General features: G+C 70.3%; 15 protein-coding genes. 7 read left to right on the top strand and 8 right to left on the bottom strand.

Translation table 11 applies throughout. The features are described from left to right. Window positions 1-37 precede the first annotated feature (37 nt). The 3 genes from ACFCVM_RS15830 to ACFCVM_RS15820 are packed head-to-tail and all read left to right on the top strand — an operon-like array spanning window position 38 to window position 3,229. Window positions 38-1,015: a ribose-phosphate diphosphokinase gene (locus ACFCVM_RS15830; protein WP_375837543.1), complete on the top strand. Its 978-nt coding sequence runs from the start codon at window positions 38-40 to the stop codon at window positions 1,013-1,015. An 8-nt stretch (window positions 1,016-1,023) separates the two neighbouring features. After that, entirely contained in the window at window positions 1,024-2,724 is a 1,701-nt protein-coding gene (locus ACFCVM_RS15825) for a long-chain-fatty-acid--CoA ligase (protein WP_375837541.1), read from the top strand. A 10-nt stretch (window positions 2,725-2,734) separates the two neighbouring features. Next, a complete protein-coding gene (locus ACFCVM_RS15820; protein WP_375837539.1) occupies window positions 2,735-3,229 on the top strand; it encodes a hypothetical protein in 495 nt (164 codons plus the stop codon). 22 nt (window positions 3,230-3,251) lie between these two features. On the opposite strand, the gene ACFCVM_RS15815 is transcribed toward ACFCVM_RS15820, so the two are convergent. From ACFCVM_RS15815 to gndA, 5 genes are all read right to left on the bottom strand, one after another. Beyond that, window positions 3,252-3,605 carry a VOC family protein gene (locus ACFCVM_RS15815; RefSeq protein ID WP_375837537.1) on the bottom strand — a complete coding sequence of 118 codons (354 nt, stop codon included), beginning with the start codon at window positions 3,603-3,605 and terminating at the stop codon, window positions 3,252-3,254. Between the two features lie 67 nt (window positions 3,606-3,672). Next, on the bottom strand, window positions 3,673-4,041 hold the full coding sequence (locus ACFCVM_RS15810) for a hypothetical protein (protein WP_375837535.1): 369 nt from the start codon (window positions 4,039-4,041) through the stop codon (window positions 3,673-3,675). Next, window positions 4,038-4,376 carry a DUF202 domain-containing protein gene (locus ACFCVM_RS15805; RefSeq protein ID WP_375837534.1) on the bottom strand — a complete coding sequence of 113 codons (339 nt, stop codon included), beginning with the start codon at window positions 4,374-4,376 and terminating at the stop codon, window positions 4,038-4,040. The genes ACFCVM_RS15810 and ACFCVM_RS15805 overlap by 4 nt, the downstream gene beginning before the upstream one ends. A 12-nt stretch (window positions 4,377-4,388) precedes the next feature. Next, window positions 4,389-4,742: a YidH family protein gene (locus ACFCVM_RS15800; RefSeq protein ID WP_375837532.1), complete on the bottom strand. Its 354-nt coding sequence runs from the start codon at window positions 4,740-4,742 to the stop codon at window positions 4,389-4,391. A 10-nt stretch (window positions 4,743-4,752) separates the two neighbouring features. Continuing rightward, window positions 4,753-6,333, bottom strand: a complete 1,581-nt coding sequence (gndA, locus tag ACFCVM_RS15795; RefSeq protein WP_375837530.1) for an NADP-dependent phosphogluconate dehydrogenase — start codon at window positions 6,331-6,333, stop codon at window positions 4,753-4,755. 214 nt (window positions 6,334-6,547) lie between these two features. On the opposite strand from gndA, the gene ACFCVM_RS15790 reads away from it, so the two are divergent. Together ACFCVM_RS15790 and pth are read left to right on the top strand one after the other, a co-directional pair. After that, on the top strand, window positions 6,548-7,180 hold the full coding sequence (locus ACFCVM_RS15790; protein ID WP_375837528.1) for a 50S ribosomal protein L25/general stress protein Ctc: 633 nt from the start codon (window positions 6,548-6,550) through the stop codon (window positions 7,178-7,180). Window positions 7,181-7,324: 144 nt separating this feature from the next. Next, a complete protein-coding gene (gene pth / locus ACFCVM_RS15785; RefSeq protein ID WP_375837645.1) occupies window positions 7,325-7,909 on the top strand; it encodes an aminoacyl-tRNA hydrolase in 585 nt (194 codons plus the stop codon). Between the two features lie 51 nt (window positions 7,910-7,960). On the opposite strand, the gene ACFCVM_RS15780 is transcribed toward pth, so the two are convergent. Next, window positions 7,961-8,692, bottom strand: a complete 732-nt coding sequence (locus ACFCVM_RS15780; protein ID WP_375837526.1) for an RNase H family protein — start codon at window positions 8,690-8,692, stop codon at window positions 7,961-7,963. A gap of 153 nt (window positions 8,693-8,845) precedes the next feature. Here ACFCVM_RS15780 and mfd point away from each other — a divergent pair, with 153 nt between their 5' ends. After that, window positions 8,846-12,562 carry a transcription-repair coupling factor gene (gene mfd, locus ACFCVM_RS15775; protein WP_375837524.1) on the top strand — a complete coding sequence of 1,239 codons (3,717 nt, stop codon included), beginning with the start codon at window positions 8,846-8,848 and terminating at the stop codon, window positions 12,560-12,562. On the opposite strand, the gene ACFCVM_RS15770 is transcribed toward mfd, so the two are convergent. Both ACFCVM_RS15770 and ACFCVM_RS15765 read right to left on the bottom strand, forming a co-directional pair. After that, window positions 12,559-12,855: a hypothetical protein gene (locus ACFCVM_RS15770; RefSeq protein WP_375837523.1), complete on the bottom strand. Its 297-nt coding sequence runs from the start codon at window positions 12,853-12,855 to the stop codon at window positions 12,559-12,561. The two genes, mfd and ACFCVM_RS15770, sit on opposite strands and share 4 nt — an antisense overlap. Window positions 12,856-12,875: 20 nt before the next feature. Next, window positions 12,876-14,075 carry a Na+/H+ antiporter NhaA gene (locus ACFCVM_RS15765; protein ID WP_375837522.1) on the bottom strand — a complete coding sequence of 400 codons (1,200 nt, stop codon included), beginning with the start codon at window positions 14,073-14,075 and terminating at the stop codon, window positions 12,876-12,878. 166 nt (window positions 14,076-14,241) lie between these two features. On the opposite strand from ACFCVM_RS15765, the gene ACFCVM_RS15760 reads away from it, so the two are divergent. After that, on the top strand, window positions 14,242-14,904 hold the full coding sequence (locus ACFCVM_RS15760; RefSeq protein WP_375837520.1) for a LysE family transporter: 663 nt from the start codon (window positions 14,242-14,244) through the stop codon (window positions 14,902-14,904). Window positions 14,905-14,922 lie beyond the last annotated feature (18 nt).

The following is a 14,922-nucleotide window of genomic DNA, read 5'->3' as shown; positions in this document are numbered from 1 at the left end:
GCACCGGCCGAGGCGGGTGGAGAGGACACACCGAGACATGTCGGGAATCGAGACCACCGGTTCGAAACGCCTCGTACTCGTGTCGGGGCGGGCACACCCGTCGCTGGCGAATGAGATCGCAGCCGAGCTCGGCGCCGACCTCGTGCCGACCGACGCGCGCACCTTCGCCAACGGCGAGATCTACGCCCGCTACGACGAGAGCGTTCGCGGCTCCGACGCGTTCGTGATCCAGTCGCACACCTCGCCCATCAACGAGTGGCTCATGGAGCAGCTCATCATGATCGACGCGCTGAAGCGCGCGTCGGCCAAGCGCATCACCGTCGTGGCGCCCTTCTACCCCTACGCGCGGCAAGACAAGAAGGGCCGCGGCCGCGAGCCGATCTCGGCACGCCTCGTCGCCGACCTGTTCAAGGCAGCCGGCGCCGACCGCATCATGTCGATCGACCTGCACGCCGCGCAGATCCAGGGCTTCTTCGACGGCCCCGTCGACCACCTCTTCGCGATGCCCGTGCTGCTCGAGGAGTTCAAGAACTCCCTCGATCCCTCGACGCTCGCCGTCGTCTCGCCCGACATGGGCCGCGTGCGCGTCGCCGACATCTGGAGCGACAAGCTCGGCGCACCGCTCGCGATCATCCACAAGCGTCGCGACCCCCTCGTGCCGAACCAGGTCTCGGTGCACGAGATCGTCGGCGACGTGAGCGGCCGCGTCTGCCTTCTCGTCGACGACCTCATCGACACGGGCCGCACGATCGTCAAGGCGGCCGAGGCGCTGAAGGCGAACGGCGCGATCGGCGTGGTCGTCGCAGCGACCCATGCGGTCTTCTCCGACCCGGCGACGCAGATCCTGCAGTCCGAGTTCATCGACCGCGTCGTCGTCACCGACACGCTGCCGATCCCCGAAGAGAAGCGCTGGGACCGCCTCACGGTGCTGCCGATCGCGCCGCTCCTCGCCCGGGCCATCCACGAGGTCTTCGAAGACGGCTCGGTCACGAGCATGTTCGACGGCGCGGCATAGGCCCGACCATGGAGATCACGACACCTCGCCCCTGGCTCTCGAGCTACGCCGCGGGGGTGCCGACCGACCTCCCCGCCGAGACGGGTTCGCTCGCCGACCTGATCCGCACGTCGGTCGAGACCTACCCCGACAACGTCGCGCTCGAGTTCTTCGGCCGCACGACGAGCTATGCCGAGCTCGGCGAGCAGATCGAGCGCGCGGCCGAGGGCCTGCGACTCCTCGGCGTGCAGAAGGGCGACCCGGTCGCGCTCGTGCTGCCGAACTGCCCGCAGCACATCGTCGCCTTCTACGCGGTGCTGCGACTCGGGGCGATCGTCGTCGAGCACAACCCGCTCTACACCCCGCGCGAGCTCCGCCACCAGTTCGAAGACCACGGCGCACGCATCGTCATCGCCTGGAACAACGTCGTCGAGACCATCCAGGAGTTCCCGCCGGATGTCGCGGTGCGGACGATCATCTCGGTCGACGTGACCCGGGCCATGCCCTTCACGATGCGAGCGATGCTTCGGCTGCCGGTCGCGAAGGCCCGCGAGTCGCGCGCGGCGCTCACGACGACGGTGCGCGGCACGACCCCGTGGGAGAAGATCGTCGGTGCCGAGCCGATCGATGCGCACATCATCGGCCCCGAGGTCTCCGACGTCGCCGTGATCCAGTACACGAGCGGCACGACCGGCAGCCCGAAGGGTGCGACGCTCACGCACGGCAACCTCGGCGCGAACGCGGCCCAGGCTCGTGCGTGGGTGCCCGAGATCGAACGCGGCACCTCGGTCGTCTACGCGGTGCTGCCGATGTTCCACGCCTACGGGCTCACGCTCTGCCTCACCTTCGCGATGAGCATGGGCGCCCGCCTCGTGCTGTTCCCGAAGTTCGATCCCGACCTCGTGCTGAAGGTCGTGAAGCGGCATCCGCCGACGTTCCTGCCCGCAGTGCCGCCCATCTACGACCGGCTCACCCGGGCCGCGGTCGCCGAGGGCGTCTCGCTCGACGGCATCCGCATCGCGATCTCGGGCGCCATGCCGCTCTCGCCCGCCGTCGTCGAGCCGTGGGAGGCCGAGACCGGCGGGTACCTCGTCGAGGGCTACGGCCTCTCGGAGTGCTCGCCCGTGCTCATGGCCAACCCGGTCGCGCCCAACCGCAAGGCCGGCACCGTCGGCCTGCCGCTGCCCTCGACCGAGGTGCGCGTCGTCGACCCCGAGTCGCCCGACGCCGACGTGGCGACGGGCACCGAGGGCGAACTCATCGTGCGCGGCCCGCAGGTGTTCTCGGGCTACTGGCGCAAGCCCGAAGAGACCGAGGCCGTTTTCGTGCCCGCGACCGACGGCGGAGCCGACTGGTACCGCACGGGCGACATCGTCGCGATCGACGACGAGGGCTTCGTGCGCATCGTCGATCGCATCAAGGAGCTCATCATCACGGGCGGCTTCAACGTCGCACCGAGCGAGGTCGAGGAGGCACTGCGCGCGCATCCCGACGTCGAGGAGGCCGCGGTCGTGGGCCTGCCCGACGAGCACTCGGGCGAGCAGGTCGTCGCCGTGGTCGTGCTGCGCGACGGCGCCGCCCTCGACGAGGCGGCGCTCCGCGACTTCGTGCGCGACGGGCTCACGCCCTACAAGGTGCCGAAGCGCGTCGTGCAGGCCGACGAACTTCCGAAGTCCCTCATCGGCAAGGTGCTGCGCCGCCAGGTGCGCAACGACCTGCTGAACGGCTGAGCCGGTCGCCGTGTCGTTCCTCTCCGCCGAGACCGCCCGCGCGCTCGCCGAGCTCGTGGGGCTCGACGCGCTGCACGGCGACGTCTCAGACGACGAGACGGATGCCTCGCCGCTCGAGCGGCTCCGGGGCATCCGCTCGCTCGTCGCCGCGCTCGAAGCCGACCCGGCGTCGCTCGCCTCGGTGCGCGACGCACTGGCCGACGGGCGCACCTGGGACGAGATCGCGGATGCCGCGGGCCTCAGCTCCTCGGCGGCGAAGTACCGCTGGGCCGGTGACGACGACGAGATCGCGGCGAGGAACGAGGCCAGCCGCAAGCGCAAGCGCGAGCGCCCGTCGAGCGTGCCGACCGAGCTGCCTGGCCTCTCGGTGGCCGAGGCGGCCGCGAAGCTCGGCGTGACGCCGCAGGCGATCTACCAGCGGGTCACTCGAGGCCTGCTGCGTGCCGAGACGGTCGAGCTCGCCGACGGCCGCAAGTACAAGCGCGTCTTCCTGCCAGAGGAGTGAGCCGGGCGAACCGCCGCAGGCCTCAGGCGACCGGTTCGAGGAACTCGAGCCGGTTGCCGTTGCAGTCCTCGCTGTAGAAGCGGCGCATGCCCGGGAAGTCGTCGTCGAACCGCACGGGGTAGCCGGCGCTGCGGAGTCGGCCCGCCCACTCGTCGAGGTCGGTGACGAGGACCCCTGGATGGGCCTTCGTCGCCGGGCGGAAGTCGGGGTCGACGCCCAGGTGCAGCTCGATGCCGTCGCGGCGGAACCAGCACCCGCCACGCCCGGCGAGCATCGGAGGCTTCTCGAGTTCGGCGAATCCGAGCACGCCGAGGTAGAACTCGCGCAGTTCGGCTTCGCGGCCCGGGGGACAGGCGAGTTGGACGTGATGCAGCATGGGCGACCTCCAAAGTATCTCGATGTCAAGATACCTCGAGCCGCGGCGCGGCACCATCGGGCGAGCCTCAGGCGTCGCGTTCGTCGGGGTCGATCGGGCGGGGGGCCCCGGGCAGGAGCCCGAGCTCGGCGATGAGGGTCTCGGTGCCGTTCTCACCGACCGAGAAGCACTGCCAGCCCGGCCCGCCGCGGGCGAAGAGGTCGAACGAGACGCGCGCGCCTGCGGCATCCGTGTCGAACTGGGCCGCAGAGACCGCGCACGAGCGCTGCGCCGCCGATTGGGCGGTGCCGAAGACCGAGAGCACGATGGGCAGCAGCATGGCGCAGAGTGCCACGAGCACCGTGATGCGGATGGCGCGCCGCCGGCGTTCACCGAAGACGGGGCCGCGCGGGTCGTCGTCGTCGGCGCCCTGCAGCTCGGGGTGCGGTTCGCTCACACTGCACCCCCTGCGAAGATCGAGGCGATGCCGCCGAGGCTCGCGAGCAGGGTCGCGGCCGCGACACCCACGAGTGCGCCGCGCGGGGGAGTGATGACGAGCCGATGCCCCGCGAGCTGACGGCGCCGCACCGTGCCGATCGCGACGGCAGCACCGGATGCCGCGAACAGCACCACCCCGACGGCGACCAGCAGCGGCTGGCCGGCCACGAACCCGGCGCGCATCGAGAGCAGCGCGTTGACCGCGAGCGCGAGCGCCGTACGGCTCCACGCGAGCGCCGTGCGCTCGGGTTGGAGCCCCGGGTCGCCCGTCGCGGGAATGCTGTACGCGGCCATGTCAGTCGCCCATCACGCCACGAGGAGCAGCACCACGAGCACGGCGCTCGTCAGGAGGCACACGGCCGCCAGCGCGGGCAGCACCCAGCTGAACGGCAGCGGACGGCCGTTCCTGATCGCGATCTCGTTGGCGCGCCACCGCGTGTACGACACGACGCTGAGCACGGCGGCGACGACGCCGAGGCACGTCGACAGCAGCGTGACGACGAGACGCGGATCGAGCTCCGTCGCGAACTGGTGCAGCAGCACGCCGCCCGCGAGGAGCGCGAGCGCCGTGCGGATCCACGCGAGGAAGGTCCGTTCGTTGGCGAGGGTGAACCGGTAGTCGGGTTCCTCGCCCTCGTCACGCCATTTCGGGTCGCGCATGACCGGCCCCTCAATGCGAGGAGGGCGTCGTCTCGATCTCCGAGCGGTCGCCCGACCAGAGCGTGTGGAAGACGCCGGGCTTGTCGACGCGCTTGTAGGTGTGCGCACCGAAGAAGTCGCGCTGACCCTGGATGAGCGCGGCGGGCAGGCGCTGCGCACGCAGGCCGTCGTAGTAGGCGAGTGACGACGAGAACGCGGGCGTCGGGATGCCGGACTGCGCCGCGATCGCGACGACTCGGCGCCACGACTCCTGCGCGCCGGCGACGGCGTCGCGGAAGTACGGTGCCACGACGAGCGCGACGAGCGCGGGGTCGTCGGCGTAGGCGTCGGCGATGCGGTTCAGGAAGCGGGCGCGGATGATGCATCCGGCGCGCCAGATCTTCGCGATGTCGCCCTTCTTGACGTCCCAGCCGTACTGCTCCGCGCCGGCGATGATCTCGTCGAAGCCCTGCGAGTAGGCGATGATCTTCGATGCGTAGAGCGCGAGGCGCACGTCTTCGATGAATGCGTCGGCATCACCCTCGGCGACGGTCCATGCCTCGGCCGGGCCGGGCAGGTCGGATGCCGCTTCGCGCTGTGCGCGCTTCGAGGAGAGGCTGCGGGCGAAGACCGCCTCGGCGATGCCCGAGGTCGGCACGCCGAGGTCGAGGGCGTTCTGCACGGTCCACGCGCCGGTGCCCTTGGCGCCCGCCTCGTCGAGGATGACGTCGACGAGCGGCTCGCCGGTCGCGGCATCCGTCTGGCGCAGCACCTCGGCCGTGATCTCGATGAGGTAGCTTTCGAGCTCGCCGGTGTTCCACTCGGCGAAGATGTCGGCGATCTCGGCGGGGGACTTGCCGGTGCCCTGGCGGATGAGGTCGTAGGCCTCGGCGATCAGCTGCATGTCGGCGTACTCGATGCCGTTGTGCACCATCTTGACGAAGTGGCCGGCGCCGTCGGTGCCGACGTGCGTGACGCACGGCTCGCCCTCGGCGACCGCCGCGATCGACGCGAGGATCGGGCCGAGCGTCTCATAGGACTCGACGGATCCGCCGGGCATGATCGAGGGGCCGTTCAGTGCGCCCTCTTCGCCGCCCGAGATGCCGGTGCCGACGAAGTGGATGCCGCTGGGAGCGATCTCGCCCTCGCGGCGGATGGTGTCGTGGAAGTTCGCGTTGCCGCCGTCGACGATGATGTCGCCCGGCTCGAAGCGGGCGACGAGCTCGGAGATGACCGCGTCGGTGCCCTTGCCGGCTTGCACCATGATGATCGCGGTGCGGGGCTTGGCGAGCGAGGCGACGAAGTCGTCGTAGCTCTCGGAGGCGACGAAACCGGCCTCGGGGTGTTCGGTCGTCAGCGTTCGCGTGCGCTCGGGGGAGCGGTTGAACACCGCGACGGTGTTGCCCTCACGGCTCGCGAGGTTGCGGGCGAGGTTCGACCCCATGACCGCGAGTCCGACGACGCCGATGTTTGCTGATGCTGATGCAGGCACGAACACTCTCCTCGTGAGTTTCTTGGGATCGACTCCAGCGTACTGTGAGCGAGGCTCACCGTTGCGCGGCGTTGCTGAGAGGTCTCGGCGACGCGCGTCGGCAGGGCTGGTAGACTTCATGGTCGGTCATGCGCACTTCTGGTGCACGGGCCGTGAACTTCGGCGAGGGAGGCCCGGGTTCGTCCGCGAGAGCGGGCGCGAGGGCATCCGTGATCGACGCGGTAGGAGCAGGCTCCACGGCTTTTCCTCACGCTTCTGCGCAGTCCGACTGCGCGCGTTCGAGTCGAAAACAACAGACAACGATCTGGGCCGCGAGCCCGCAAGGAGACACATCATGGACGAAGACAACAAGGTCGTCGCAGACACGCGCGAGTCGTTCGGCAAGGGCGCTGCCCGCAAGCTGCGCGCCACCGGCAAGATCCCCGCCGTCGTGTACGGCCACGGCACGGAGCCGCGTCACATCGCGCTGCCCGCGCACCAGATCGGCCTGATCCTGCGCAAGGCCAACGCCGTGCTCGACCTGCAGATCGAGGGCAAGAGCCAGCTCGCGCTCGTCAAGGACGTCCAGAAGGACCCGGTGCACCAGGTCATCGAGCACCTCGACCTCATCGTCATCAAGAAGGGCGAGAAGGTCCAGGTCGAGGTTCCCGTGCACGTCGAGGGTGAGAGCGCCCCCGGCACGATCGCCGACGTCGACCAGCACACGCTGTCGCTCGAGGTCGAGGCGACGCACATCCCCGAGAACGTCGTCGTGAACGTCGAGGGCCTCGAAGAGGGCACCCAGATCCACGCCGGTGCCGTCACGCTGCCCAAGGGCGCGACGCTGCTGACCGACCCCGAGTCGCTCGTCATCAACGTGCACACCCCGCAGAAGGTCGACCTCGGCGAGGAGGCCGCTGAGGCCGCAGCCGAGGGCGAAGCCACCGAGGAAGCGGCCGAGGCCGCTGCCGAAGAGGCCGCCGAGTAGCACTCGAAGCACCGCGACGAGGCCCCGCCTCCCGCACCCGGGTACGCTCGGACTGCGGGGCGCGGGGCCTCGCCCGTTCCACACACGTACGGAGATCCGATGGGATTCCTCGACCTGCTGCGCACGCGCCGGAAGGACGACGCCATGCCCCAGAACACCTGGCTCGTGGTCGGCCTCGGCAACCCCGGTGCCCAGTACGCCGCGAATCGGCACAATGTCGGCCAGATGGTCGCCGACGAGCTCGCCGAGCGCATCGGCGCGCCGTTCAAGAGTCACAAGACGCCGTCGCGCGTGGCCGAGGGATTCCTCCGCCCCGGCGGACCGAAACTCGTGATCGCGAAGCCCAACAGCTACATGAACACCTCGGGCGGGCCGGTCTCGGCGCTCCTGAAGTTCTACTCGCTCAGCCCCGAGCAGCTCATCGTCGTGCACGACGAGCTCGACCTGCCGTTCGACACCGTTCGACTGAAGCAGGGCGGTGGCCACGGCGGGCACAACGGCCTCCGCGACATCCAGAAGGCGACGGATGCCGCGCCGTTCCTGCGGGTGCGCGTCGGCATCGGCCGCCCGCCCGGACGTCAGGACCCGGCCGACTTCGTGCTCAAGGACTTCTCGGCCGCCGAACGCCAGACCCTGCCGAACCTGCTGTCGGATGCCGCCGACGCCGTCGAGGCGGTCGCGAGCGACGGTCTCGTGGCGGCGCAGCAGAAGTTCCACGCACCGAGCTGAGCCCGCTCGGCGCCAGGTGTCCGTACCGGCATCGGCAGGCCGGCCGGCCGATCAGATCAGCCGGCGGAGGAACTCCTCGGGCGAGAGGCCCTCGGCCTGGGCGCGAACGCGCAGCCGATCGATCTCCTCGGTCGACAGCTCGAGGGTGACGCTGTGCCAGGCCTCGGGCTCTTCGTCGAGGCTGAACAGGGCGTCATCGAGCTCGGGCTCGACGAGCGCGAGCTCGGGCGCTCCGAGGTCGATCGGTTCGGGCAGTTCTTCGGCCACGACCGGCTCCACCGCGCGCGTGATCGGGGCCATCGAGGCCGCGTCGTCTTCGCAGTCGCCGCTCCACCCGGGCCCGGCCGGGATCTCGCGGCCGCGCTGGTAGGCCTCGGCGACGGCGCGCGCACGGGTGTCCGCCGCCTCGTTGAGCGGGTGGCCGATGTGGCCCTTGACCCACTCGAAGCGGTAGCGGCGGCCGGCGATGGCCTCGTCGATCTCCTGCAGCAGCTCGACGTTCATGACGGCCTTGCCGTCGGCCTTGCGCCAGCCCTTGCGCTTCCAGCCGGGCATCCACTTCGTCACCGAGTTGATCACGTACTGGCTGTCGCACTGCACGAGCAGCTCGTCGTCGAGGTGCGCCGTCGCGCGGAACAGCTCGAGCACGGCCTTCAGTTCGCCCTGGTTGTTGGTCGCGTGCTTCCAGCCGCCGGCCGCCCAGCACGAGTCGTCGACGTACCAGGCCCAGCCGGCAGGTCCGGGGTTTCCGAGGGCCGATCCGTCGGCGGCGGCGGTGATCATTGCGGAGGGCCTCCTGGCGTTTCGTCTGCGGCGCCCATCGTATCGGCCGGCACCGACGCACCCTGTCGACCGAAGCCGTATCGGCCGGCACCACCGCGGGCGTCGTCGGCAACCAGCGGGAGTGGTGTCGGATGCGCCGCGTAGACTCGACGGGTGAACCTCCAGGGCTTTCTCGCGGCGCTTTCGCGTGCCGAAACCGTCGACGCCGCACTCGCCGAAGCCCAGCGGAACGCAGACTTCTCGGCACCCGCAGGCCTCGACGCCCCGCTGATCGCGGGCCTGCTGCAGCGTCGGGCCGATGCCGGCCTGCCGCCTGCGCTGCTCGCCATCACCGCCACGAGCCGTGAGGGCGAGTCGCTGCGCGCCTCGCTCGCTCCCTACCTGCCCGACGCCGAACTCATCGAGTTCCCGGCATGGGAGACGCTGCCGCACGAGCGACTGAGCCCCTCGGCCGAGACGGTCGGCCGGCGCCTCCATGCCCTGCGACGCATGCACGACTGGGCCGAGGCCGGCTCGCGGCATCCGCTCGTCGTCGTCGCCTCGGTGCGGGCCGCCCTGCAGCCCCTCGCCGACAACCTGGCATCGCTCGACCCCGTCGAGCTCGTCGCCGGCGGGCGCGGGTACAACCTCGCCGAGCTCGCGGTGCGACTCGTCGACCTCGCGTATGCACGAGTCGACATGGTCGCCAGGCGCGGCGAGTTCGCCGTGCGCGGCGGCATCCTCGACGTCTTCCCGCCCACGGCCGACCACCCGGTCCGCGTCGAGTTCTTCGGCGACGAGGTCGAGGAACTCCGCGCGTTCTCGGTCGCCGACCAGCGCTCGCTGCCCGACGTGATCGAGCGGGTGTCGCTGCCGCCGAGTCGTGAGCTGCTGCTCACCGAGCCGGTGCGACAGCGCGCCCGCGAGATGGTGCACGAGTTCCCGAGCCTCGCCGGCCTCCTCGAGAAGGTGTCGGAGGGCATTCCCGTCGAGGGCATGGAATCGCTCGCCCCGGCACTGCTCGAACGGCTCGTGCCGCTCGCGCACTACCTGCCACCGGGCGCCGCGGTCGCAGTGCTCGAGCCCGAGCGCGTCGCCGGGCGCGCGGTCAACCTCGGGGAGACGAACCGCGAGTTCCTCGCCGCCGCGTGGAACGCCGCGACGGTCGGCGCCGCCGCGCCGATCGACCTCGCCGCCGGCGACTTCCTGACGGTGCGCCAGCTTCGCGATGCCGTGCTGTTCAGCGCTCCCGGCGAACCAGACCCCCAGCGCGTGTGGTGGAACTTCTCGGGCTTCGACATGGGCGACGCCGCCGAGGTCGTCGCCGCAGCCGGCGGCGAGGCCGAGTCGCACCTGACGAGCTCCTCCGCGACCGTGCGTGTCGCGGCGAACGCGATGCCGAGCTTCCAGGGCAACGTCGCCGGTGCCGTCGACCACGCGGCCGAACGTCTGCGCGACGGGTGGTCGCTCGTCGTGGCATCCGCCGGTCACGGCCTGGTCGAGCGAGCCCGCGACGTGCTCGCCGAAGCGGGCCTCGCGGCCCGGCTCGTCGACGAGGTTCCGGCCGAACTCGAGGCCGGCGTCGCCTACCTCGTGCAAGCCGACGCCGCGCACGGCTACGAGGTGCCCGAGGTCAAGCTCGGGCTCCTCGCCGAATCCGAGTTCTACGGCCGCGCCGCGGGCTACGACGCCCGTCAGGGCAAGAAGCTCGCGAGTCGCCGTCGCAACGTCGTCGACCCGCTGCAGCTGAAGGCCGGCGACTTCGTCGTGCACCAGACGCACGGCATCGGCAAGTTCATCGAGATGGTGCAGCGCGAGGTCGCCACGGGTGCACGGCCCACCGGACCGAGCCGAACCGCCGGCATCCAGCAGCAGCCCACAGCGGTGCGCGAGTACCTCGTCATCGAGTACGCGCCCTCGAAGCGCGGCCACGCCGGCGACCGGCTCTTCGTGCCGACCGACCAACTCGACCTGCTCTCGCGCTACGTCGGCGGCGAGGCGCCGTCGCTCTCGAAGATGGGCGGCAGCGACTGGGCGCAGGCCAAGGGCAAGGCCCGCAAGGCCGTGCGCGACATCGCCGTCTCGCTCGTGAAGCTCTACTCGGCGCGCATGGCGTCGAAGGGGCACGCGTTCGGGCCCGACACCCCGTGGCAGCACGAGCTCGAAGAGGCGTTCCCGTTCACCGAGACGCCCGACCAGCTGCAGACGATCGACGAGGTCAAGGCCGACATGGAGCGGTCGATCCCGATGGACCGCCTGCTCGCGGGCGACGTCGGCTTCGGCAAGACCGAGGTCGCCGTGCGCGCGGCGTTCAAGGCGATCCAAGAGGGCAAGCAGGTCGCGATGCTCGTGCCGACCACGCTCCTCGTCAAGCAGCACCTCGAGACCTTCGCCGAGCGGTACGCGGGCTTCCCGGTGCATGTGCGCGCACTCAGCCGGTTCCAGACCGACAAGGAGGCGCGCGACACGATCGCCGGTCTCGCCGACGGCACCGTCGACATGGTGATCGGCACGCACCGCATCCTCACCGAGAAGGTCACGTTCAAAGACGTCGGCCTCGTCATCATCGATGAGGAGCAGCGGTTCGGCGTCGAGCACAAGGACGCACTGAAGAAGCTGAAGACCAACGTCGACATCCTCGCGATGAGCGCGACGCCGATCCCGCGTTCGCTCGAGATGGCGGTCACCGGCATCCGCGAGATGTCGACGCTCGCGACGCCGCCCGAAGACCGCCACCCGATCCTGACCTTCGTGGGGCCCTACTCCGACCAGCAGGTGGCCGCCGCCATCCGCCGCGAGATGCTCCGCGAAGGGCAGGTCTTCTTCGTGCACAACCGGGTCTCTTCCATCAGCCGGGTCGCGGCCCAACTCGCCGAACTCGTGCCCGAGGCGCGCATCGCCGTCGCCCACGGCCAGCTGAACGAGCACGTGCTCGAGCAGATCGTGAACGACTTCTGGGAGCGCAAGTTCGACGTGCTGGTCTCGACGACCATCATCGAGACCGGCCTCGACATCACGAACGCGAACACGATCATCATCGACCGGGCCGACAAGTACGGGCTCAGCCAGCTGCACCAGCTGCGCGGCCGGGTCGGGCGAGGTCGCGAGCGCGCCTACGGCTACTTCCTCTACGACCCGGCGAAGCCGCTCTCCGAGACCGCGCACGACCGGCTGTCGACGATCGCCGCCAACAACGAGCTCGGCAGCGGCATGCAGGTCGCACTGAAAGACCTCGAGATCCGTGGTGCCGGCAACCTGCTCGGCGCCGAACAGGCCGGTCACATCGCGGGCGTCGGCTTCGACCTGTACCTGCGCATGATCGGCGAGGCGGTCTCGGCGTTCCGCGGCGACGTCGCGACCGGCCAGACCGAACTCCGGCTCGAGCTGCCGGTCGACGCGCACATCCCCGAAGACTACGTCGACTCCGAGCGACTGCGCCTCGAGGCGTACCAGAAGCTCTCCGCGGCGAGCGGGCCGGCCGCGAAAGACGGCCAGATCGACCAGGTCGTCGACGAACTCGTCGACCGCTACGGCGAGCCGCCCGAGCAGGTCAAGCACCTGGTGGCGATCTCGAGGCTCCGCCGCGAGGCGCAGCGGGCCGGGCTCTCCGACGTCATCGCGACCGGTTCGAAGCTGCGCATCGCGCCCGCGAACATCCCCGACTCGCGCCGTGTGCGCCTCGAGCGCATGTACCCGGGTGCCAAGCACTTCGCGCAGAACGACGTGATCCTCGTGCCGTTCCCCGTCACGAACGGCGAGCTGCCGGGCGACGCCGACCTCATCGACTGGGTGTCGCGGCTCATCATCGCGATCTTCCCGGTTCCCGAGGCTCCGGCGACGGATGCCGCGGGCTCCGGCGGTGCCGCAATCGTCGACGGGGCCGCCGGTTAGACCTTCAGGTGGCCCCACTCGGCGAGGAACTCCTCGACCGACATCCGCTCGAGATCGGCGTTGATCGCGCGGAGCAGCGCGTCGGCCTCATCGAGCGAGCCTGCCCGCGTCCGGATCACCGGGGCGTCGGTTCCCGTGCGCACGACCACGAGGTCGGCGATCGACGGCCCGCCCAGACCGGTCGCCTCACCGGCGATCAGCAGCGCCGTGTGCCAGGCCTTGCCGAGACCGCGGCGGCGGGTCTCCTGGAGTTCGGCTCGGAGGAACCGGGCGGCCGGTGTGCTGTCGCTCATCGTTCGAGTGTCGCACGCGGTCAGCGCGAGAACGCGCCGCCGACGCCCGCGTGACCGCCGTGGCGCTTGTAGTGGCGCGAGCGCAGGCTCACGACGATCGCCGAGACGACGATCGCGACGCCCGAGCCGAGCAGCACCGCGAGGGTGCCCTCGTCGGCGACCTCGGGAAGCCCGATGAATGCGAGCTCGTTCATGAGCAGCGACACCGTGAAGCCGATGCCGCCGAGCGCGCCGACGACGAAGAGGTCGCCGAGGGTGAGCGGGATGCCGGCACGACGTCGCACGACGAGCGCGCCGAGGCCGCCCGCCACCATGATGCCGATGATCTTGCCGACCGGCAGTCCGATGAGGATGCCCCAGAACGCCGGATCGAGCTCGCTCGGCCGCACCTGCGGCACGGCGACCATCGCCGCCGAGAACGCGAACAGCGGCAGGATCACGCCGTTCGACCAGGGCTCGAGCGCGTGCACGGCACGGCCGCCGGGGCGGCGGGCCATCACGAGGCCGAGCGCGACGCCCGCGATCGTCGCGTGCACGCCCGACTGGTAGACGAAGTACCAGGCGAGCGCTCCGAGCACGATCAGCACGAGCACGATCGGCCACTGGGGCTTCCGCGAGAGGATCCACGCCGACCGCGGCTTCATCATGCGGCTCACCGCGCCGAACAGCGCGATCGCGATGCCCGCGAAGCCGATCGACGCGAGGTTCGCGTCGGCGGTGAAGAAGAACGCGATGATGAGGATCGCGATGAGGTCGTCGAGCACCGCGAGGGCGAGCAGGAACACCCGCACGCGGGTCGGGATCCACGTGCCGAACATGGCGAGCACGCCCAGGGCGAAGGCGATATCGGTCGCGGTGGGGATGGGCCATCCGTTCACCGTCTCGGTGCCCACCGTGAACGCGAAGAAGATGAGCGCGGGCACGACGACCCCGCCGATCGCGGCGATCGCCGGCAGCAGCGCCTTCGACAGGCTGTTGAGCTCGCCGATGACGAGCTCCCGCTTCAGCTCGACCGCGACGATGAAGAAGAAGATCGCGAGCAGGCCGTCGCTGATCCAGTGGCCCGCCGACAGGTCGAGGCCGAGCCATGGTAGGTCGAGGTGGGCGTTCTTCAGCTCGATGAGCGCCGGCCCGAACGAGAGGTTCGCGACCAGGAGGCCGAGCGCGGCGGCGATGAGGAGGAGAGCGGCGGCCCAGCGCTCGGAGCGGAGGAAGTTCATGTTGGACTCCAGGAAGTCGCGTGCACGAGCTGCATGAGGAGCGCGCACGGCGTCGGCGGGACGGTGACGACGGTCTCCCGTCGGCCGACCAGACTTCCCGGCACTCCTCAGGGCAGTCTACGGGCGACGGACATTCGGGGCCGATCGCCGCGCCTACGCTGGTGCAGTGACCCTCTCGCTCTGGGCGACGCTCCTCGCCGCCTGTTTCGTCATCAGCTTCACCCCGGGCGCGGGGGCGATCAACACGATGGGCAACTCACTGAACGTGGGCTTCCGGCGCTCGATCTGGGGCATCATCGGCCAACAGGCCGCCCTCGTCGTGCACATCCTGATCGTCGCCGCCGGCCTCGGCGTGCTCGTCGCCGGGTCACCCGTCGCGTTCGAGGTCATCCGCTATGCGGGTGCCGCCTACCTCGTCTACCTCGGCATCCGGCAGCTGATCGCGAAACCGCAGCCGCCGACGGTCGGCGACGAGGAGGTCGAAGGCGAAGCGGATGCCGCGCGGCAGGCGCCGAATGCGCGCGCCGAGTCGCGCTGGTCGATGTTCCGCCGGGGGCTCTGGGTGAACCTCCTGAACCCCAAGGCGATCGTGTTCTTCCTCGCCTTCCTGCCGCAGTTCATCCGCCCCGAGCTGCCGCTGCTGCCGCAGTACCTGATCGTCGGCCTGACCGTCGTGGTCGTCGACGTGATCGTGATGTGGGGCTTCTTCGCGGTCGCCGCGCACAGCCTGCGGCGCTTCACCCGCTCGGTGCGCGGCCAGCGCACCCTGAACAGCGTCTTCGGTTCGCTGTTCATCGCCGTCGGGGTGCTGCTCGCCGTCGTGCACTGAGCCTGAATCCGGGGCCGA

It is taken from the genome of Agromyces sp. NPDC056389 (assembly GCF_042262385.1).
GTDB lineage: Bacteria > Actinomycetota > Actinomycetes > Actinomycetales > Microbacteriaceae > Agromyces.
The sequence above is the reverse complement of the archived record's forward strand: the minus strand, read 5'-3'. Positions and strand labels throughout refer to the sequence as shown.